This is a genomic window from Bradyrhizobium sp. USDA 4451, assembly GCF_054822585.1.
This window is the reverse complement of the sequence record NZ_JBTRCH010000001.1, coordinates 853,187-872,202: the sequence shown is the minus strand read 5'-3', so window position 1 is coordinate 872,202 and position 19,016 is coordinate 853,187. Positions and strand designations below refer to the sequence as shown.

The window sequence follows — 19,016 nt, the reverse complement described above, 5'->3', positions numbered from 1 at the left end:
TGTACCGGTATTGGCTAATGTCGTCCGGCCGAAAATCGATGGGTAGGATATTATTCGATAGAAGGGCTCAAAACAATCCTGACGTGCGCGATTTTTTGGCCGGCGCGGTCGCCGGCCAATTGCTGCGCAGGACATCGGCACGTCATGCCCGCAGCGGTTGCAAAGTCCGCTACCGGCGGCGGAACTGGCCGCCGCGCTGGGCTCCGCCCCGCGGCGGGCCGCCGGGCGCGCCGCTCGGACGTTCGTCCTTGTGACGGAAGATCAGGCGGCCCTTTTCGAGATCGTAGGGCGACATTTCGATCGTCACGCGGTCGCCGGCCAGCGTCTTGATGCGGTTTTTCTTCATCTTGCCGGCGGTGTAGGCGACGATCTCGTGTCCGGCGTCGAGTTGCACCCGGTAACGGGCGTCGGGGAGGATTTCGGTCACCAGTCCTTCGAACTGGATCAGCTCTTCCTTAGCCATATGGTTCTCCAGATCGAGCGACGGCTAGTGCTTCGGTCGGTTGTTGCGGTTGGGTTGCGGACTAGGCCGGCTCTCGCGATGCAAGAAGGCGACGCCCTGGATGCCTTCGCTGTTGCCGGCCTGCGACGGACGCGGCGACTCGCCCCGGTTCGTCTGCGGCGCGCCATTATTACCACCCCGACGGCGGCGGCGGCGAGGGCCTTTTGTGCCCGGAGCAGCCTCATTCCCACGAACATTATGGGCGCGCGGCGCGGAACGGCCGCCGCGGTGCGGATGGGTGGCCTGGGCGGGCGCGGCGGCCTCGCGGCCCCCGGAGGAGCCGCCTTGGGTGCGGCGGTCTTCCCGCGGCACCGTAATCCGGATCAGCCGCTCGATATCGCGCAAATAGCCCATCTCCTCGGCGCCGGCGATCAGCGAGATCGCGACCCCGTCGGCGCCGGCACGCGCGGTACGGCCGATGCGGTGGACATAGGTCTCGGGGATGTTGGGCAGGTCGAAGTTCACGACGTGGCTGACGCCGTCGACGTCGATGCCGCGGGCGGCGATATCGGTCGCCACCAGGGTTCGGATCTCGCCGGAGCGGAACGCCGCCAGCGTACGCTCGCGGTGATTCTGCGACTTGTTGCCGTGGATTGCATTGGCCTCGATGCCGGCCTTGGCAAGGCTTTTCACCACCTTGTCGGCGCCGTGCTTCGTGCGGGTGAACACCAGGGCGCGGTTGACCGGTTCCTGCTTCAGGAGCTGGGCCAAAACCGCCGGTTTGGCGGCGAAATCGACCTGGATCGCGCGCTGGGCGATGCGATCCACGGTCGAGGCGACCGGCGTCACGGCCACCCGGGCGGGGTCGCGCAGCATCGCTTCGGCGAGTTCGGCGATGTCCTTCGGCATGGTGGCCGAGAAGAACAGCGTCTGGCGCCGGACGGGCAGCTTGGCGACGATTTTCCGGATGTCGTTGATGAAGCCCATGTCGAGCATGCGGTCGGCTTCATCGAGCACCAGGAACTCGACCTGGTTGAGCTTCAGCCCGTTGCTCTGCACGAGGTCGAGCAGGCGGCCGGGGGTAGCGACCAGCACTTCGACGCCCTGCATCAGGGAGCGGACCTGGCGGCCCATCGGCACGCCGCCGATGGCGAGCGTCGAGGACAGCCGGATGTGGCGGCCATAGGTGTTGAAGCTGTCGAGGATCTGCCCGGACAGTTCGCGGGTCGGCGAGAGCACCAGCACGCGGCAGCTCTTGGGCTGCGGGCGGACGCGGTTCTCCAGCAGCCGGTGCAGGATCGGCAGCGCGAAGGACGCGGTCTTGCCGGTTCCGGTCTGGGCGATGCCGACGACGTCGCGGCCGGCAAGTGCGAGCGGGATGGTCTGGGCCTGGATGGGAGTCGGCGTGAGATAGTTTTCTTCTCGAAGCGCGCGGGCGATGGGATCGGCGAGGCCGAAATCCTGAAAGGAGGTCAAAAGGTGGTTCTTTCCATAAAAGCCGTCATCGTCCCAGCCAAGACCGGCCGGAATCGTATGAAGGCATTCGGGGACACCCGCGTGTCTGGGGCGTCAAGCTGGGTTAGCTGAAAGGCGAGCCAGAAGCCGCTTGGGGCAGCTTGAACACGCAGCTCGCGAAGGCACCGCGATGTCGCGGGCATGGCGAGGATATGGACCAGGAACTGGGCGGTTTCAAGGTGATATCGCCAGTTTGGATGATATCGCCCCGATTGGCGCCCGGAGTGCGTCGAGCCGGCGCGCAAACTGTCACAAATCTGTGCCGGAAATTTAGCCAAAACGACCATTTTGCTCATAAAATAACCTGACTGCTCTTTCAGCAGTCAATTTGGCGGCCCAATGTTTATGCAATCGATTTCCGTATTTGCCCGGAACTCGTGAAATTATCCAGCTGGTTCATCAGCTTACGGTGCCTCCGCACCGTGGCACAGTTCTTGCGATTCCCTTAACCGCAGGCGGCCATGCGGCCGTTTCGCAAGCGTTCACGCCTGCGTCAGGGAGACGACATTTCATGCTTACTCAGCTTACTCACGGAATAGCGACGATGACCCGCCGCCGCGCGCTCGCGGCGACGGCCGGCCTGGTTTTGGGCCTGGCTGCGTCCTCGCCCTTCGCGCCCGCGCAAGCGGCCGACGACACCATCAAGGTCGGTATCCTTCACTCGCTGTCGGGCACCATGGCCATCAGCGAAACCACGCTGAAGGACACGATCCTTTTCCTGATCGACGAGCAGAACAAGAAGGGCGGCGTGCTTGGCAAGAAGCTCGAGCCCGTCGTGGTCGATCCCGCCTCGAACTGGCCGCTGTTCGCCGAAAAAGCCCGCGAGCTGATCACCAAGGACAAGGTCGCGGTGGTGTTCGGCTGCTGGACCTCGGTGTCGCGCAAGTCCGTGCTGCCGGTGTTCAAGGAGCTGAACAACATCCTGTTCTATCCGGTGCAGTATGAGGGCGAGGAGTCCGAGCGCAACGTGTTCTACACCGGCGCGGCGCCGAACCAGCAGGCGATCCCCGCCGTCGACTATCTGATGAAGGAAGAGAAGGTGAAGCGCTGGGTGCTGGCCGGCACCGACTACGTCTATCCGCGCACCACCAACAAGATCCTGGAAGCCTATCTGAAGTCGAAGGGCGTCGCCCAGGACGACATCATGATCAACTACACGCCGTTCGGTCACTCCGACTGGCAGACCATCGTCGCTGACATCAAGAAGTTCGGCTCGGCCGGCAAGAAGACCGCCGTGGTCTCCACCATCAACGGCGACGCCAACGTTCCGTTCTACAAGGAGCTCGGCAACCAGGGCATCAAGGCGACCGACATTCCGGTGGTCGCGTTCTCGGTCGGCGAAGAAGAACTCGCCGGCATCGACACCAAGCCGCTGCTCGGCCATCTCGCCGCCTGGAACTACTTCGAGTCGATCAAGACCCCGGCGAACGAGAAGTTCATCAAGGAGTGGCAGGCCTACACCAAGAATCCGAAGCGCGTGACCAACGATCCGATGGAAGCGCACTACATCGGCTTCAACATGTGGGTGAAGGCGGTCGAGAAGGTGAAGTCGACCGATCCGGACAAGGTGATCGACGCGCTCCCGGGCATCGAGGCACCGAACCTGACCGGCGGCACCTCGAAGATGCTGCCCAACCACCACATCACCAAGCCGGTGTTCATCGGCGAGATCAAGGGCAACGGCCAGTTCGACGTGGTCTGGAAGACCCCGGGCCTGGTGGCCGGCGACGCCTGGTCGAAGGAGCTTGAAGGCTCCAAGGACCTGATCGGCGATTGGGTCGGCAAGAAGTGCGGCAACTACAACACCAAGACCAACAAGTGCGGCGGCCAGGGCTCTTGAGCTGAAAGGCTCTTAAGCTCCTGACCTGATCAACGACACAACACAACCATCCAAGAACCTGGAGAAGGCGGCATGCTCGCCGCCTTCTCCTCACACTCCGGCCGGGGTCCTGACGTGTTTGCCAATTGTATTGATCGTTTTCGTACGCTGTTGCTCTCGATCCTGCTGTTGAGCTGTCTTGCCGCGCCGGCGCTGGCCGGGCCGTTCGAGGATTCGGTCGCCAAATTCGCCAATGACGAGTTCTCCGACACGGAGGCAGCGGTCGGCGAGATCGCCGCATCGGGCAATGCGCTGGCCTCGCCCATCATCAGCGCGCTGCAGGACGGCCGGCTGTCGGCCGATCCCGACAGCAAGAAGGTCTTCATCACCCAGACCGACGGCAAGATCGTCGACGCCACCACCGGTGCCGCCGTCGACAAGCTGCCCGACAACGCCGCCGCCGTCCGGCTCAACAACCGCCTGCGCCGCACCGTGGAAGCCGCGCTTGGCGGCCTGACGCTGCTGTCGCCGGATCCGGCCAAGCGGCTCGCCGCGGCGCAATCGGTGTTCAAGAGCCACGAAGAGAATTTGCTGCCGACGGTGGAGACCGCGTTCGCCAAGGAGAGCGTCAAGCCGATCAAGCAGGCCTTCGCCGAGGCCCGCGCCGCCATCATCCTGTTCAAGTCGGATGCGACAGACAGCGACAAGCTCGACGCCGTCGCCGTGGTCAAGGCGCGCGGCGACCAGGAGGCGCTGGCGCTGCTCACCGGGCTCGGCGATCAGCCGCCGCTGGTCGCCAAGGCCGCCGCCAGCGCGGTGTCCTCGATCCAGAGCAATCTGGCGATGTGGTCGATGGTGCAGAACGCCTGGTACGGCCTGTCGCTCGGCTCGGTGCTGCTGCTCGCCGCGATCGGCCTGGCCATCACCTTCGGCGTGATGGGCGTCATCAACATGGCGCATGGCGAGATGGTGATGCTCGGGGCCTACACCACCTTCGTGGTGCAGGAGGTGATCCGCACCCGTTATCCGGTGCTGTTCGACTATTCGCTGCTGATTGCGGTGCCGCTCGCGTTCCTGGTCGCCGGCTTCATCGGCGTTCTGATCGAGCGCACCATCATCCGCTTCCTCTACGGCCGCCCGCTGGAGACATTGCTTGCGACCTGGGGGCTGTCGCTGGTGCTGCAGCAGGCGGTGCGCACCGCGTTCGGCCCGACCAACCGCGAGGTCGGCAATCCCTCGTGGATGAGCGGCGCCTTCGAGCTCGGCCAGATCACCATCACCTATAACCGGCTCTGGATCCTCTGCTTCACGCTCGCGGTGTTCGCGATCCTGCTCGCGATGCTGCGCTACACCGCGCTCGGGCTTGAGATGCGTGCGGTGACGCAGAACCGCCGCATGGCGGCCTCGATGGGGATCGCGACCTCGCGCGTCGACGCGCTGACCTTCGGGCTCGGCTCGGGCATCGCCGGCATCGCCGGCGTGGCGCTGTCGCAGATCGACAATGTCAGCCCGAATCTCGGCCAGAGCTACATCATCGACTCATTCATGGTCGTGGTGTTCGGCGGCGTCGGCAATCTCTGGGGCACGCTGGTCGGCGCCTTCACGCTCGGTATCGCCAACAAGTTCCTGGAGCCGGTGGCCGGCGCGGTGCTCGGCAAGATCGCGATCCTGGTCTTGATCATCCTGTTCATCCAGAAGCGGCCGCGCGGCCTGTTCGCGCTCAAGGGCCGGGCGGTGGAAGCATGACACCGCACATCCTGACCCGCTCGCTCGACCGCGCAGCGACCGCGTTCGTCCTGCTCGTCGCCGCGGTCGGCGTGCTGATCCCGCTGTCGAACCTGCTGCTGCCGCAGGGCTCGATGTTCCAGGTGCCGACCTATCTGGTGGCGCTGTGGGGCAAGTATGTCTGCTACGCCATCCTTGCGCTCTCGATCGATCTGATCTGGGGCTATTGCGGGATTCTTTCGCTTGGTCATGGAGCATTCTTCGCGCTCGGCGGCTACGCGATGGGCATGTACCTGATGCGCCAGATCGGCAGCCGCGGCGTCTACGGCAACCCGATCCTGCCCGACTTCATGGTGTTCCTGAACTGGGACAAGCTGCCCTGGTACTGGTACGGCTTCGACAAGTTCGCCTTTGCGGCGCTGATGGTGCTCTTGGTGCCGGGCCTGCTCGCCTTCTGCTTCGGCTGGCTCGCCTTCCGCTCGCGCGTCACCGGCGTCTATCTGTCGATCATCACGCAGGCGATGACCTATGCGCTGCTGCTGGCGTTCTTCCGCAACGATTTCGGCTTCGGCGGCAACAACGGCCTGACCGATTTCAAGGACATCCTCGGCTTCAACGTGCAGGCCGAAGGCACTCGCGCCGCGCTGTTCCTGCTGAGCTGCCTGGCCCTGATCATCGCGTTCCTGATCTGCCGCGCGATCGTGACCTCGAAGCTCGGCAAGGTGCTGATCGCGGTGCGCGATGCCGAAAGCCGCACCCGTTTCCTCGGCTACCGCGTCGAATCCTACAAGCTGTTCGTGTTCACGCTGTCGGCCTGCATGGCCGGCGTCGCCGGCGCGCTCTATGTGCCGCAGGTCGGCATCATCAATCCGAGCGAGTTCGCGCCGGCCAACTCGATCGAGGCGGTGATCTGGGTCGCGGTCGGCGGACGCGGCACGCTGATCGGGGCGGCGCTCGGCGCCGTCGTCGTCAACTACGCCAAGACGTTCTTCACCTCGGGGCCGCTGGCGCCGTACTGGCTATTCATGCTGGGCGCGCTGTTCATCCTGGTCACACTGCTCTTGCCGAAGGGCATCGTCGGCACCTTCAACAGCTGGCGCGAGACGCGGCGCGGCGCGGGGATGGCAGCCGACGAGGCGAGTGCCGCGCGCGAAGACGGCGTCGGCGCACCGAACCCGGCGGAGTAGACCGATGAACGTCATGGATACCCGCGCCACCTCCGCCATGCTGTATCTCGACGGCGTGCACGTCTCGTTCGACGGCTTCCACGCCATCAACAATCTGTCGCTGACGCTCGCGCCCGGCGAGATGCGCGCCATCATCGGCCCGAACGGCGCCGGCAAGACCACGATGATGGACATCATCACCGGCAAGACCAAGCCGGACGAGGGCACCGTGCTGTTCGACGGCACCGTCGACCTGACGAGGCTCGATGAAACCCGCATCGCCGAGCTCGGCATCGGCCGCAAATTCCAGAAGCCGACGGTGTTCGAGAGCCAGACCGTGCAGGACAATCTGCTGCTCGCGCTCAATGTCGATCATTCCGTGCGCGGCACGCTGTTCTGGCGCGGCAGCAAGGCCGAGTCCGAGCGGATTGACAAGGTGCTCGAGACCATCCGCCTGACCGAGGCGCGCAACCGCCTCGCCGGCAGTCTGTCGCACGGCCAGAAGCAGTGGCTCGAGATCGGCATGCTGCTGGCGCAGGACCCCAAGGTGCTGCTGGTCGACGAGCCGGTCGCCGGGATGACCGACGTCGAGACCCATCTGACCGCGGAGCTGCTGAAAGAGATCAACAAGAACCACACCATCATGGTGGTCGAGCACGACATGACCTTCGTGCGCGAGCTCGGCGTCAAGGTGACCTGCCTGCACGAAGGCTCGGTGCTCGCCGAAGGTTCGATCGACCAGGTGTCGTCGAACGAGCGGGTGGTCGAAGTGTATCTGGGGCGCTAGCGATGCTGAAGGTCGACAACATCAATCTCTATTACGGCGCGGCGCAGGCGCTGCGCGGCGTGTCGCTGACCGCCGAGCCCGGCAAAGTCACCTGCGTGCTCGGCCGCAACGGCGTCGGCAAGACCTCGCTGCTGCGCGCCATGGTCGGCCAGTATCCGATCGCCTCCGGCGCGATCAATTTCGACGGCAAGGACATCACCGCGCTGAAGCCCTATGAGCGGGCGCGGCGCGGCATCGGCTTCGTGCCGCAGGGTCGCGAGATCTTCCCGCTGCTGACGGTGGAAGAGAATCTGAAGACCGGCTTCGGCCCGCTGAAGCGAGAGGATCGCAACATCCCCGACGACGTGTTCTCGCTGTTTCCGGTGCTCGAGACCATGCTGGGCCGCCGCGGCGGCGATCTCTCCGGCGGCCAGCAGCAGCAGCTTGCGATCGGCCGCGCGCTGGTGATGCGGCCAAAACTGCTGCTGCTCGACGAACCGACCGAGGGCATCCAGCCCTCGATCATCAAGGATATCGGCCGCGCCATCTCCTATCTGCGCAACCTCGGCAACATCGCCATCGTGCTGGTCGAACAATATCTCGACTTTGCCTGCGAACTCGGCGACAGTTTTGCCGTGATGGACCGGGGTGCGGTGAAATATGCCTGCGACCGCGCAAGCCTCGATCCCGCCGAGATCAGCCGCCAGATGGCGCTGTGAACAGGATGTGACGCCGCCCTCCGTGGCGTGCGAAGGGAGCGTCGGGGAATGCGGAGCGGGATCGCAGGCGCGGCAGCGGCGACGTTTGCGGCAAACCGCGCCCAGGGCGCAGTGCGGTTCGCGGTGCATCGCAAGGACGGCGCGACCCGCCGCGGCGACCTGCACGAGTCAGGCTCGCTGCGCGTCCGCTTTCCGTCACCGGAAGATGACGGCCTCTCCGCCATGTTCGTCAACACCGCCGGCGGCATTGCTGGCGGGGACCGCTTCGACATCGGCATCTCCGCCGGCGAGGGCGCCCGCCTGACGCTGACCACGGCAGCCGCTGAGAAGGTCTATCGCGCGCCCGGCGCCGCGGCGCGGCTTGATATCTCGCTCAGCGTTGCGGACGGTGCGCATCTCTCCTGGCTGCCGCAGGAGACCATTTTGTTCGACCGCGCGCGCATCCACCGCAGCTTCGACATCGATTTTGCCGAGCACGCCTCGCTTTTGCTCTGCGAGATCGTGGTGTTCGGCCGCGCCGCGATGGGCGAGACCATGCGCCATGGCGAATTCGTCGACCGCTGGCGGGTGCGGCGCGGCGGCCGGCTGGTGTTTGCCGAGACCATCAGGCTCGACGGCGAGATCGGCGCGAAGCTGGCACGGCCCGCGATTGCCAATGGGGGATGCGCGATCGGCACCGCGCTGATCGTGCCCGGCGACGAGGCGCTGGTCGCGCGCATCCGCGAGGTCTCGGAAAGCTTTGGCGGCGAGGTCGGCATCTCCGCCTGGAATGGCTTTGCAATGGCGCGCTTCTGTGCCCAAGATGCGGCCCGGCTGCGCGCCGACATGATGGCGGTGCTGGGCCGCGCCTCCATCGTCCCGCTGCCAAGACTCTGGCTTAACTAAAGGCCTGTGGCTCAACTAATCCTTTCAGAACGATCAGAGTGCTCGCATGAATTTGTCTCCCCGCGAAAAGGACAAGCTCCTGGTTTCGATGGCCGCCATGGTGGCGCGCCGCCGGCTCGAGCGTGGCGTCAAGCTGAACCATCCCGAGGCCATTGCGCTGATCACCGATTTCATCGTCGAGGGCGCGCGTGATGGGCGCACGGTCGCCGATCTGATGCAGGCCGGCGCCAAGGTCCTGACCCGCGCGCAGGTGATGGACGGCATCCCTGAGATGATCCACGACATCCAGGTCGAGGCGACATTCCCCGACGGCACCAAGCTCGTCACCGTGCACGAGCCGATCCGCTAGCCACGAACCGCCATTCCGGGGCGGCCGAAGGCCGAACCCGGAATCCAGAGATTGTTGATCGAGATTCTCAGATGTGCAGAGCACATCATAGTGCACGCTTCGCGTACCTTGGAATGACAGGAGAGAGAAATGATCCCCGGTGAACTCTTCATCAAGGACGGCGAGATCGAGCTCAATGCCGGCCGCAAGACCGTGACACTGTCGGTCGCCAACACCGGCGACCGCCCGATCCAGGTCGGCTCGCACTACCATTTCTTCGAAACCAACCCGGCGCTGAAGTTCGACCGCAGACGCGCCCGCGGCATGCGCCTCGACATCGCCGCCGGCACCGCCGTCCGCTTCGAGCCCGGCCAGACCCGCGACGTCCAGCTCGTCGCCCTCGCCGGCAAGCGCGTGATCCACGGCTTCCGCGCCGAGGTGAAGGGGAAGCTGTGATTCGGATTCAATGCGCCGTGAGCCATGGAGATGCGTGAGGTGAGCACTCTGGTCAGGCTCCCTCCCCCCTTGCGGGGGAGGGTTGGGGAGAGGGGTAAGCCCCGGGCGCTGACAAGCGCCGTTTCGCGATCTCCCGCCAATAGCAACTGCGACCAAGCGGGAGTCGTATAATCGATGCTTCCTGCAATTCGCATGGTCTCCGAAGCTGCCGAACTTGCCGCCCGCCGTCACAACGGCACGGCCCGCAAGGGGCGGGGAAATGAGCCCTATATCAATCATCTCGCCGAGGTCGCAAATCTGCTCGCGCACGTAACCGATGGCGCTGATGCCGAGCTGGTGGCGGCAGGGTGGCTGCACGACACCATCGAGGACACCGAGACCACCCGCGAGGAGCTCGCGCAAAAGTTCAGCGAGCGCGTTGCCAATCTCGTGGTCGAGTGCACCGACGACATGAGCCTGCCGAAGGCCGAGCGGCGGGAAAAGCAGATCGATGACGCTCCGCACAAATCGTCCGACGCAAAGCTGATCAAGACCGCCGACAAGGTCAGCAATATCGGCGCCCGGATCGTGCCGCATCCGAGCAAGGATGAGCGCGCCGATCTCGCCGACTATGCGGCCTGGGCCGACAAGGTCGTTGCCGGCTGCCGGGGGATCAATCCGCGGCTCGATCGCATTTTCGATGACACCATGGCGCGCGCCAGGGCCGCGCTGGCTGAAACTGGGGGCTGATATGTCCGTGAAGATCAAGCGTTCCGTCTATGCCGACATGTTCGGCCCGACCACCGGCGACAAGGTGCGGCTGGCCGACACCGATCTGATCATCGAGGTCGAGAAGGATCTCACCACCTATGGCGAGGAGGTGAAGTTCGGCGGCGGCAAGGTGATCCGCGACGGCATGGGGCAATCGCAGGTGACCAACGCGCAGGGCGCGGCCGACACCGTTATAACCAATGCGCTGATCGTCGATCACTGGGGCATCGTCAAGGCCGACGTCGCGATCAAGGAGGGCATGATCGCCGCGATCGGCAAGGCCGGCAATCCCGACATCCAGCCCAACGTCACCATCATCGTCGGTCCCGGCACCGACGTGATCGCGGGCGAGGGCAAGATCCTCACCGCGGGCGGATTCGACTGCCACATCCATTTCATCTGCCCGCAGCAGATCGAGCACGCGCTGATGGCGGGCGTCACCTCGCTACTCGGCGGCGGCACCGGCCCGTCGCACGGCACCTTCGCGACCACCTGCACGCCCGGCCCGTGGCACATGGGGCGGATGATCCAGTCGTTCGACGCCTTCCCGGTCAATCTTGGCATCTCCGGCAAGGGCAACGCGTCGCGACCGGCGGCGCTGGTCGAGATGGTCAAGGCCGGCGCCTGCGCGCTGAAGCTGCATGAGGACTGGGGCACCACGCCATCAGCGATCGACACCTGCCTCTCGGTTGCGGACGATTACGACGTCCAGGTGATGCTGCATTCGGACACGCTGAACGAATCCGGTTTCGTCGAGGATACGATCGAGGCGTTCAAGGGCCGCACCATCCATGCCTTCCACACCGAGGGCGCCGGCGGCGGACATGCGCCCGATATCATCAAGGTTGCCGGCCTGAAGAACGTGCTGCCGTCCTCGACCAACCCGACCCGGCCGTTCACCCGCAACACCATCGACGAGCATCTGGACATGCTGATGGTGTGCCATCACCTCGATCCATCGATCGCGGAAGACCTGGCCTTTGCCGAAAGCCGGATCCGCAAGGAGACCATCGCCGCCGAGGACATCCTGCACGATCTCGGCGCGCTCTCGATGATCTCGTCGGATTCCCAGGCGATGGGCCGGCTCGGCGAAGTGATCATCCGCACCTGGCAGACCGCGGACAAGATGAAGAAACAGCGCGGTGCGCTGCCGCAGGACAAGGGCAACGACAACGACAATTTCCGCGTCAAGCGCTACATCGCCAAATACACCATCAACCCCGCGATCGCGCATGGCGTGTCGAAGCTGATCGGCTCGGTCGAGAAGGGCAAGATGGCCGACCTCGTGCTGTGGTCGCCGGCGTTCTTCGGCGTCAAGCCGGACTGCATCATCAAGGGCGGCTCGATCGTGGCAGCGCCGATGGGCGATCCGAACGCCTCGATCCCGACGCCGCAGCCGGTGCATTACCAGCCGATGTTCGGCGCCTTCGGCAAGTCGCTGACCGCGTCCTCGGTGGTGTTCACCTCGAAGGCTGCGGTCACCGGCGGCCTCGCCCGCAAGCTCGGCATCAGCAAGAAGCTCTACGCGGTGCAGAATACCCGCGGAAAGATCTCCAAGAAGAGCATGATCCACAACGACGCGACGCCCAAGATCGAAGTCGATCCGGAGACCTATGAGGTACGCGCAGACGGCGAACTCCTGACCTGCGCGCCGGCCGAGGTGCTACCCATGGCACAGCGCTATTTTATGTTCTAAAACCCACCCCGGTATCTCACCTAGAAAAGAAAACCGGGAGGAATTTCCGTGATTTACGTCGTTGCCACGCTGACCATCAAGCCCGAAACCCGCGCCGAATTCATCGCCGCGGCGACGGCCTGCATCAAGGAAACCCGCAAGGAGCCCGGCAACATCGCCTACGATCTGCATGAGAGCGTCACCGACCACAGCAAGATGGTGTTCGTCGAGCAGTGGGAAAACGCCGAGGCGCTGGTGCCGCATCGTGCCGCCGAGCACATGAAGACCTTCGGCCGGGTCGCCGTGAAGTGCATGTCCGCGCCGCCGAAGATCGAGGTGATCACGCCCGAGAAGGTCGACGTCCGCTAAGCAAGAACAACAACGGGAGCAATTCTATGATCTATGTGATCGCCACCACGCCGATGAAGCCGGAGAACAGGGACGACTTCATCAAGGGGCACAAGGCCTGCATCGTCGAGACCCACAAGGAGAAGGGCTGCCTCTCCTATGAGGGCCATGTCAGCGTCAACGATCCCAATCTGTATGTTGTGGTCGAGCGCTGGGAAACCCGCGACGACCTGACCGCGCACAGCAAGGCGCCGCACATGAAGGTGTGGCGCGAATATTCCGCGGACATGAAGACCGGGCCGACGGTGATCGAGATCATCAGCGACGGCAAGGTCCAGAAGCTCTGAGGCATCGATGATCCGCGCAACCAAGGTTCTGGGACAGCATCGCTTCAAGGAAGCCGCCGCCGACACCGTCGTGCTCGATTTCGACGACCGGCACCGGCGGCGCATGGCTATGACCGGGACGCGCGGGCTCGAATTCCTGCTCGACCTCGAGAACGCGGTCGCGCTGCGCGGCGGCGATGCGCTGGTACTCGAGGACGGGCGCCTCGTCGAGGTGGTCGCAGCCCCCGAGCCGCTCGTGGAAATCCGCGGCAGCGATCCGCATCATCTGATCCGGGTCGCCTGGCATCTCGGCAACCGCCATCTGCCGACGCAGATCATGCCGAAGGGCCTGCGCATCCGCAGGGATCACGTGATCGAGGCAATGGTGAAGGGGTTGGGGGCCCGAATCATCGAGATCGAAGCGCCGTTCGATCCCGAGGGCGGCGCCTATGCCGAGCATGCGCAGGCCGAGGCGCACGCGCATGTTCATGCCGGCCACGATCATGCTCATAGTCAGGCGCACGATCATGGTCACCACAACGATCATGCACATCACCACGGTGATGGATATCACCATGATCACGGGCATGATCACGACCACCACCATCACCATCACCATCACCATGATGAGCATTGCGGGCATGCCCATCATCACCACGACCACTCCCATGCTCATGACCACAAATGAGCCTGATCCCGCCGCGATGCGCGGCGGGATGGCGGACGATGAGGCGGCCGCGCTGTACCGGCTGATGACGTGGCTGTCGCCGTCTTTTCCGGTCGGTGCGTTCGCCTATTCCAGCGGCCTCGAATGGGCGGTCGAGGCCGGCAATATCACCGATGCCGCTTCGCTGCGCGGCTGGCTCTCCGCAATGCTGAGCGACGGCAGCGGCTTTTGCGACGCCGTGTTCCTCGCGCAGAGTTTTCGCGCGGCGTCTGGCCCTGATCCTGCCGCCCTGAAGGCGATCGCCGAGCTTGCCGCTGCCTTCGTGCCGTCGCGCGAGCGCCAGCTCGAAACCACGACGCAGGGACGCGCCTTCATCGAGATCGCCCGCGCCGCCTGGAATTCACCCGGTCTCGACACCATGATCGCGGCCTGCGACGGCGTGATCGTCTATCCGGTCGCGGTCGGTATCGTCAGCGCCGCGCACGGCATCCGCCTGGCGCCGTCGCTGCATGCCTTCCTGCACGCCGTGGTCTCGAACTGGATTTCCGCAGGCAGCCGACTGATCCCGCTCGGGCAGACCGACAGCCAGCGCGTGCTGGCCGATCTCGAGCCGGTCGTTGCCGCGACCGCAGCACGGGCCGACATGGCGACGCTCGACGATCTCGGCAGCGCGACCTTCCGCGCCGACCTCGCCAGTCTGCGTCACGAGACGCAATATACGCGGCTGTTCCGGTCATGAGGCGCGACACTTTCCACCCGTCGTCCCTGCGAAAGCAGGGACCCATAACCACCGGCTTGTGTGGTTATGCGAGGCTGTGGCTCCGGCGCGTCGCAACATCGATTTTCGGTGGTAATGGGTCCCGGCCTTTGCCGGGACGACAATAAGAGAGAGCTGTTCACATGCCCACTTCTCACGGCCCGCTGCGGGTCGGCGTCGGCGGTCCGGTCGGCTCCGGCAAGACCGCGCTGATGGATTTGCTCTGCAAGTCGATGCGCGAGCGCTACGACATCGCGGCGATCACCAATGACATCTACACCAAATGGGATGCCGAGTTCCTGGTGCGCTCCGGCTCGCTGACGCCGGACCGCATCGCCGGCGTCGAGACCGGCGGCTGCCCGCACACCGCGATCCGCGAGGACGCCTCGATGAACCTCGCCGCGGTCGCCGACATGCGGGCGAAATTCCCCGATCTCGACCTCGTCCTGATCGAATCCGGCGGCGACAATCTGGCGGCGACCTTCTCGCCGGAATTGGCGGATCTCACGATCTACGTCATCGACGTCGCCGCCGGCGACAAGATCCCGTCCAAGGGCGGCCCCGGCATCACGCGCTCCGACCTGCTGGTGATCAACAAGATCGACCTCGCGCCCCATGTCGGTGCGTCGCTTGAGAAGATGGATACCGACGCCAGGCGGATGCGCGGCGAGCGGCCCTTCGTGATGACCAATCTGAAGACAAGCAACGGCCTCGACCGCATCATCAGTTTCATCGAGACGAAGGGCGGCCTTCGGTCACAGGCGGCGGGCAAGGCGGCCGGCCGTTAATCATTGTGGCGGGTGATCGGTTTGTTCTTTCAACGAGCAAGCGGTACCCCTCTCCCCACCCTCCCCCGCAAGGGGGGAGGGAGCCCTTCCGCCTGTGCTTCCCTTACACGCGTTGTCCTCGAATCGCTCGGTCGCGCGTGAAGCACTCGCATGCTTCGGCGTGAGGTGAGCACGATGGTCAGGCTCCCTCCCCCCTTCCGGGTTGGGGAGAGGGGTACCGCTTGCTCCGCTCCCTAACACTTCGCCGCAAAAAAGCTGCGCTATCGCCGGAACAAATTCCAACTTTGACGATTAGCAACCTTTGGCGCCGCCAAAGACCGCCGGGTGGCGTCGTCGTTAATGTTGCCGACCGGCTCCTGTTGCGTACCGATGATCGCTATTCCATATTCCTTTGCGGCTGGCGTTCTTCGCATCCTGACTAGTCGCCGCTCCCGCAGAAGCCAGATGCCTTCAGTCCCCTTTCGCCACCCCCTGATTGCCGAGTAAGCGTGTGGTTCGACTGGGCTTCATCGTTGCCTTGATTGCGCTGATCGGAGTCCTGCTCTCCGGTCTCGCGGCCTATCGGGTACATGACCAGGAGCTCGCGATCGACGGCATCGCGCTGGCGCGGGCGATCGACGTCCATGCCAGCCTGGTGCAGGACCGCCTGACCGAGCGCGAGCTGCTGGCGCGGGTCGCTTCGGGCCTGTTCCGGACGCCGTCGATGGTCAAGGCCAACATGCTGCAGCCGTTGCGCTCGGCGATCTACGCCTTCAAGACCGACTTCGTCGTCGCCGCCTGGATCGCGCGGCTCAAGCCGAACGAGCTGACCGCGGCGGAAGCGGAGCTGAAGGCCGCCGGCTTCACCAACCCCTCGATCCGCGATTTCGACGATCAGGCGCTCGACATCAAGGCGCTCGACAAGCCGATCAACGTGCTGATGGACGTCGAGCCGCGCAACCCGGAGACCCTGAGCATCCCGGGCCGCGCCTTCGACCGTCACTCGGTGGTCGGCCCGATGCTGGCGAAAGCGATGGCCAACGCCAAGCCGGTGGCCTCGGACCCGGTGCCGCTGCTGCGGCAGAACGGTCCGGTCGGGGTCGTGCTCGCCGCGCCGGTGTTCCAGGAAGGCGCCTCCGAGCCGGCCGGCTTCATCACGTTTTCTTACGAGCTGTCGTCGCTGATGCTGACCAACGACGATTCCTCGCTGTTCGCGGTGGCGCTGAAGGATCCGCGCGATTCCAACGACGAGTTCACCGCCAATGAGCAGGGCATCGTCACCTCGCGCGCGGTGCGCCAGGACGGGCCGACGCCATCGATGGTCCGCACGGTCACCTTCGGCGGCCGCGACTGGTCGCTCGACTACTACGCCAAGAGCAACGCGACGGTGCGCGCGCAGCAGACCGCGACCATCGTCGCGGCGATCGGCCTCGCGCTGACCGGCATCGTCTGCGGTCTGTTCGGCTATGTCGCCTACAACAATCTGCGCCTCAGTCGCGAGATCGAGGTCCGGATCGGCTTCGAGCGCCGGCTGACCGCCGTGATCGACGAGCTCAATCACCGGGTCAAGAACATCCTCGCCGTGATCCAGTCGATCGTGACCCGCACGCTGCGGCACGGCGCCGACATCGACGTCGCGCGCGAGCTCCTGATCGGGCGCATCCACGCGATGTCGAATGTCGTCACGCTGCTTAGCGAGAGCCAGTGGCAGGGCGTCAAGCTGAAGGGCCTGTTCGAAGCGCGCGCGATTCCGCATGCCGAGCGGATCGCGGTGAACGGTCCCGACATCACGGTCAGCGCCCGCGCCGCGCAATCGCTGTCGCTGTTGTTCTTCGAGCTCGCCTCGCATTCCGACGAGGGCCTGTCGCTGGTCGGCAAGCATCCGCATATCGTCGCCAATTGGGAGGTGGTCGGCGAGGATGCGGAGGCGATCTTCCATTTCCGCTGGGAAGAGTTCAACACCAGCCAGGCGACGCGGCGGGCGGACAGCGACTTCGGCCTGATCCTGCTCGACCGCGTTGCGCCGGAAGCGCTCGGCGGCACCGCGAAGCGCTACTTCACCGACGTTTCCTACGTCTACGAGTTGACCGCGCCGATGGACACCGTCGTCGACATGACCGAGCGCGATCGCACCGAGCAGTTCTCCGCGCCGCTGCGTCCGGTGAAGAAATAGCCGAACGCAGCCGCTACAGGTTGTGCAGCTCTATCGTTGCGCGGATTGATCGTAATCACGTTGATGGGAATATGCGGGCGATGGTCCAGGACCATCGCCCGGCATCCGTAGTTGCCCGCAACCGAGCGTTAAAACTTCGTTGAACATGCTTCGGCATATACCGAGCAGGATACCGTCTGAGGACCCCGATGAGGCTTTGGGTCAGCCTGACCTTGCTCGCAGCAGTCTTGCCGGTCGGGCTGTCGCTTGCCCTGACCCCGGCGACGGAGCCGCGCGACCCTGCGGCCATTCGTGCAAGCTATCGCCGGCCGGACGTCGTGCCCTTCCCGAGCAGCAATCCCTATTCGGAGGCGAAATCCGCGCTTGGGCAGATGTTGTTCTTCGATCCGCTGCTGTCGCGGTCGAAGACGCATGCCTGCGCGAGCTGCCACAAGCCGAGCCTGTCCTGGGCCGACGGCCTTCCACGCGCCATCGGCGAGGATCCGAAGGGGCTGCCGATCCGTTCGCCGACGCTGATCGACGTGGCCTTCTTCGAGCCGCTGGGGTGGGACGGCAAGTTCAGGGATCTCGAATCCGTCGCGTTCGGGCCGATCCTGAGCCCCGCGAACCTGAACATGACCGAGCCGGAATTGATCGCGCGTCTGTCGGCGATATCAGGCTATGTCGATGCGTTTGCCCGCGCGTTCGGCGACGGCGCAATCACGCGGCCGAGGATCGAACAGTCGCTTGCGACCTTCGAGCGCTCCATCGTTGCGGGCGAGGCGCCGTTCGACCGCTGGATCAAGGGTGATGAGAGCGCGATCAGCGCATCAGCCAAGCAGGGATTCGATCTGTTCAACGGCAAGGGACGTTGTTCGTCCTGCCACAGCGGCCCGTCCTTCTCCGACGGGTCCTTCCAGGATATCGGCACCGCCAAGGGCCACGACATCGGCCGCGGCCGCTACTTTCCGACCTCGGCGAAGCTGAAATATGCGTTCAAGACCCCGACCTTGCGCGACGTCGCGCGCCGGGCGCCCTACATGCACGACGGATCAGTCGCGACGCTGGAAGATGTCATCGAGCTCTACAACAGAGGCGGGATCGAACGGCCGAGCCGATCGCCCGACATCAAGCCGCTGTCGCTGACCGCGGACGAGAAGAAGGATTTGATCGCCTTCCTGCAAACCCTGACCGCCACCGACCCGCCGGTGGCCGGGATTCCCAAACTGCCGCGCTGAGCGCGAGCCCAAAAGGTAAGCGGCTCGAGGGTCACAAGGCCGGCGAACGAGACTCGTCAGGCGAGGTGCGGCAGCGCGGCGCCCAGGAGGCCAAGCCCGACGATCAGGCAGGCGCCCGCGCAGGTCTCGAGGGTTTCCGTCCGCGACAGGGACGATTTCGTCACATAGGCGAGGGCGGACCCCACCCCGATACTGACGGCACTCAGCACTCCGAACATCTAACCGGCCTCCCGATCCGATTTGTCCGGATTTCACTACGACAGTTGAATTGAGCGCCCGTGCCGGAATTGCCTAAAATTCGATGGAACCGGCCGGAAAAGCGGCACTCGAGGACAGGCTGGGGCGCGCGCGCCACGATTAACCACAATGCAACCGAGAGCTGTTGCAGACGGGCGTAACCGTAAAATTTGATATAAGTTGAACAAGTCCTTAAAGTGTGTGCGGGCGGTTGGTTCAATGTTTAGTGGGCGGGAGCGCGATGCCGGCTCGGCTGTACGCTCATTTTTCGCCACGTG

At 64.6% G+C, this 19,016-nt stretch carries 20 protein-coding genes; 17 read left to right on the top strand and 3 right to left on the bottom strand.

What is annotated here, in order from left to right:
* Positions 1-169: 169 nt before the first annotated feature.
* The gene (infA, locus tag ACVMB0_RS03995) at positions 170-463 is read right to left on the bottom strand and encodes a translation initiation factor IF-1 (RefSeq protein ID WP_016842649.1); all 294 of its coding nucleotides are present in this window, start codon (positions 461-463) and stop codon (positions 170-172) included.
* A gap of 24 nt (positions 464-487) precedes the next feature.
* Complete coding sequence (locus ACVMB0_RS03990) at positions 488-1,918, bottom strand: DEAD/DEAH box helicase (protein ID WP_456797150.1); 1,431 nt, start codon at positions 1,916-1,918, stop codon at positions 488-490.
* A 550-nt stretch (positions 1,919-2,468) separates the two neighbouring features.
* Here ACVMB0_RS03990 and urtA point away from each other — a divergent pair.
* From urtA to ACVMB0_RS03905, 17 genes are all read left to right on the top strand, one after another.
* On the top strand, positions 2,469-3,797 hold the full coding sequence (gene urtA / locus ACVMB0_RS03985) for an urea ABC transporter substrate-binding protein (protein WP_146989050.1): 1,329 nt from the start codon (positions 2,469-2,471) through the stop codon (positions 3,795-3,797).
* Positions 3,798-3,869: 72 nt separating this feature from the next.
* Complete coding sequence (gene urtB, locus ACVMB0_RS03980; protein ID WP_461345371.1) at positions 3,870-5,522, top strand: urea ABC transporter permease subunit UrtB; 1,653 nt, start codon at positions 3,870-3,872, stop codon at positions 5,520-5,522.
* Positions 5,519-6,688, top strand: coding sequence for an urea ABC transporter permease subunit UrtC (urtC, locus tag ACVMB0_RS03975; protein ID WP_461345370.1), 1,170 nt, complete (start codon positions 5,519-5,521; stop codon positions 6,686-6,688). The genes urtB and urtC overlap by 4 nt, the downstream gene beginning before the upstream one ends.
* 4 nt (positions 6,689-6,692) lie before the next feature.
* On the top strand, positions 6,693-7,454 hold the full coding sequence (gene urtD, locus ACVMB0_RS03970) for an urea ABC transporter ATP-binding protein UrtD (RefSeq protein WP_461345369.1): 762 nt from the start codon (positions 6,693-6,695) through the stop codon (positions 7,452-7,454).
* Between the two features lie 2 nt (positions 7,455-7,456).
* Positions 7,457-8,152: an urea ABC transporter ATP-binding subunit UrtE gene (gene urtE / locus ACVMB0_RS03965; RefSeq protein WP_069279334.1), complete on the top strand. Its 696-nt coding sequence runs from the start codon at positions 7,457-7,459 to the stop codon at positions 8,150-8,152.
* A gap of 48 nt (positions 8,153-8,200) precedes the next feature.
* Positions 8,201-9,037 carry an urease accessory protein UreD gene (locus ACVMB0_RS03960; RefSeq protein WP_461345368.1) on the top strand — a complete coding sequence of 279 codons (837 nt, stop codon included), beginning with the start codon at positions 8,201-8,203 and terminating at the stop codon, positions 9,035-9,037.
* 46 nt (positions 9,038-9,083) lie between these two features.
* Positions 9,084-9,386 carry an urease subunit gamma gene (locus ACVMB0_RS03955; RefSeq protein ID WP_176528888.1) on the top strand — a complete coding sequence of 101 codons (303 nt, stop codon included), beginning with the start codon at positions 9,084-9,086 and terminating at the stop codon, positions 9,384-9,386.
* A 129-nt stretch (positions 9,387-9,515) separates the two neighbouring features.
* Entirely contained in the window at positions 9,516-9,821 is a 306-nt protein-coding gene (locus ACVMB0_RS03950; RefSeq protein ID WP_050405365.1) for an urease subunit beta, read from the top strand.
* A gap of 174 nt (positions 9,822-9,995) precedes the next feature.
* Positions 9,996-10,550, top strand: a complete 555-nt coding sequence (locus tag ACVMB0_RS03945; RefSeq protein WP_456752073.1) for an HD domain-containing protein — start codon at positions 9,996-9,998, stop codon at positions 10,548-10,550.
* Between the two features lies 1 nt (position 10,551).
* Positions 10,552-12,267 carry an urease subunit alpha gene (gene ureC, locus ACVMB0_RS03940; RefSeq protein WP_461345367.1) on the top strand — a complete coding sequence of 572 codons (1,716 nt, stop codon included), beginning with the start codon at positions 10,552-10,554 and terminating at the stop codon, positions 12,265-12,267.
* Between the two features lie 48 nt (positions 12,268-12,315).
* Entirely contained in the window at positions 12,316-12,615 is a 300-nt protein-coding gene (locus ACVMB0_RS03935; RefSeq protein WP_456752075.1) for a putative quinol monooxygenase, read from the top strand.
* Between the two features lie 26 nt (positions 12,616-12,641).
* On the top strand, positions 12,642-12,941 hold the full coding sequence (locus ACVMB0_RS03930; protein ID WP_456752076.1) for a putative quinol monooxygenase: 300 nt from the start codon (positions 12,642-12,644) through the stop codon (positions 12,939-12,941).
* Positions 12,942-12,948: 7 nt separating this feature from the next.
* Entirely contained in the window at positions 12,949-13,608 is a 660-nt protein-coding gene (locus ACVMB0_RS03925; RefSeq protein WP_461345366.1) for an urease accessory protein UreE, read from the top strand.
* Complete coding sequence (locus tag ACVMB0_RS03920) at positions 13,589-14,326, top strand: urease accessory protein UreF (RefSeq protein ID WP_461349586.1); 738 nt, start codon at positions 13,589-13,591, stop codon at positions 14,324-14,326. The genes ACVMB0_RS03925 and ACVMB0_RS03920 overlap by 20 nt, the downstream gene beginning before the upstream one ends.
* A 161-nt stretch (positions 14,327-14,487) precedes the next feature.
* Positions 14,488-15,132, top strand: coding sequence for an urease accessory protein UreG (gene ureG, locus ACVMB0_RS03915; protein ID WP_461345365.1), 645 nt, complete (start codon positions 14,488-14,490; stop codon positions 15,130-15,132).
* 490 nt (positions 15,133-15,622) lie between these two features.
* On the top strand, positions 15,623-17,284 hold the full coding sequence (locus ACVMB0_RS03910; RefSeq protein WP_456752079.1) for a CHASE domain-containing protein: 1,662 nt from the start codon (positions 15,623-15,625) through the stop codon (positions 17,282-17,284).
* Positions 17,285-17,472: 188 nt separating this feature from the next.
* Entirely contained in the window at positions 17,473-18,501 is a 1,029-nt protein-coding gene (locus tag ACVMB0_RS03905; protein WP_456752080.1) for a cytochrome-c peroxidase, read from the top strand.
* 56 nt (positions 18,502-18,557) lie between these two features.
* On the opposite strand, the gene ACVMB0_RS03900 is transcribed toward ACVMB0_RS03905, so the two are convergent.
* Positions 18,558-18,719: a hypothetical protein gene (locus ACVMB0_RS03900; RefSeq protein ID WP_456752081.1), complete on the bottom strand. Its 162-nt coding sequence runs from the start codon at positions 18,717-18,719 to the stop codon at positions 18,558-18,560.
* Positions 18,720-19,016: the final 297 nt, after the last annotated feature.

Excerpts from the sequence above, each read along its gene's own strand:
- ACVMB0_RS03900 (WP_456752081.1), bottom strand. The coding sequence starts at position 18,719 with ATGTTCGGAGTGCTGAGTGCCGTCAGTATCGGGGTGGGGTCCGCCCTC.
- urtE (WP_069279334.1), top strand. The coding sequence starts at position 7,457 with ATGCTGAAGGTCGACAACATCAATCTCTATTACGGCGCGGCGCAGGCG.
- urtC (WP_461345370.1), top strand. The coding sequence starts at position 5,519 with ATGACACCGCACATCCTGACCCGCTCGCTCGACCGCGCAGCGACCGCG.
- ureC (WP_461345367.1), top strand. The coding sequence starts at position 10,552 with ATGTCCGTGAAGATCAAGCGTTCCGTCTATGCCGACATGTTCGGCCCG.
- ACVMB0_RS03960 (WP_461345368.1), top strand. The coding sequence starts at position 8,201 with ATGCGGAGCGGGATCGCAGGCGCGGCAGCGGCGACGTTTGCGGCAAAC.
- ACVMB0_RS03920 (WP_461349586.1), top strand. The coding sequence starts at position 13,589 with ATGCTCATGACCACAAATGAGCCTGATCCCGCCGCGATGCGCGGCGGG.
- ACVMB0_RS03930 (WP_456752076.1), top strand. The coding sequence starts at position 12,642 with ATGATCTATGTGATCGCCACCACGCCGATGAAGCCGGAGAACAGGGAC.
- urtB (WP_461345371.1), top strand. The coding sequence starts at position 3,870 with ATGCTCGCCGCCTTCTCCTCACACTCCGGCCGGGGTCCTGACGTGTTT.
- ACVMB0_RS03950 (WP_050405365.1), top strand. The coding sequence starts at position 9,516 with ATGATCCCCGGTGAACTCTTCATCAAGGACGGCGAGATCGAGCTCAAT.
- urtD (WP_461345369.1), top strand. The coding sequence starts at position 6,693 with ATGAACGTCATGGATACCCGCGCCACCTCCGCCATGCTGTATCTCGAC.
- infA (WP_016842649.1), bottom strand. The coding sequence starts at position 463 with ATGGCTAAGGAAGAGCTGATCCAGTTCGAAGGACTGGTGACCGAAATC.
- ACVMB0_RS03905 (WP_456752080.1), top strand. The coding sequence starts at position 17,473 with ATGAGGCTTTGGGTCAGCCTGACCTTGCTCGCAGCAGTCTTGCCGGTC.
- ACVMB0_RS03945 (WP_456752073.1), top strand. The coding sequence starts at position 9,996 with ATGCTTCCTGCAATTCGCATGGTCTCCGAAGCTGCCGAACTTGCCGCC.
- ureG (WP_461345365.1), top strand. The coding sequence starts at position 14,488 with ATGCCCACTTCTCACGGCCCGCTGCGGGTCGGCGTCGGCGGTCCGGTC.
- urtA (WP_146989050.1), top strand. The coding sequence starts at position 2,469 with ATGCTTACTCAGCTTACTCACGGAATAGCGACGATGACCCGCCGCCGC.
- ACVMB0_RS03925 (WP_461345366.1), top strand. The coding sequence starts at position 12,949 with ATGATCCGCGCAACCAAGGTTCTGGGACAGCATCGCTTCAAGGAAGCC.
- ACVMB0_RS03955 (WP_176528888.1), top strand. The coding sequence starts at position 9,084 with ATGAATTTGTCTCCCCGCGAAAAGGACAAGCTCCTGGTTTCGATGGCC.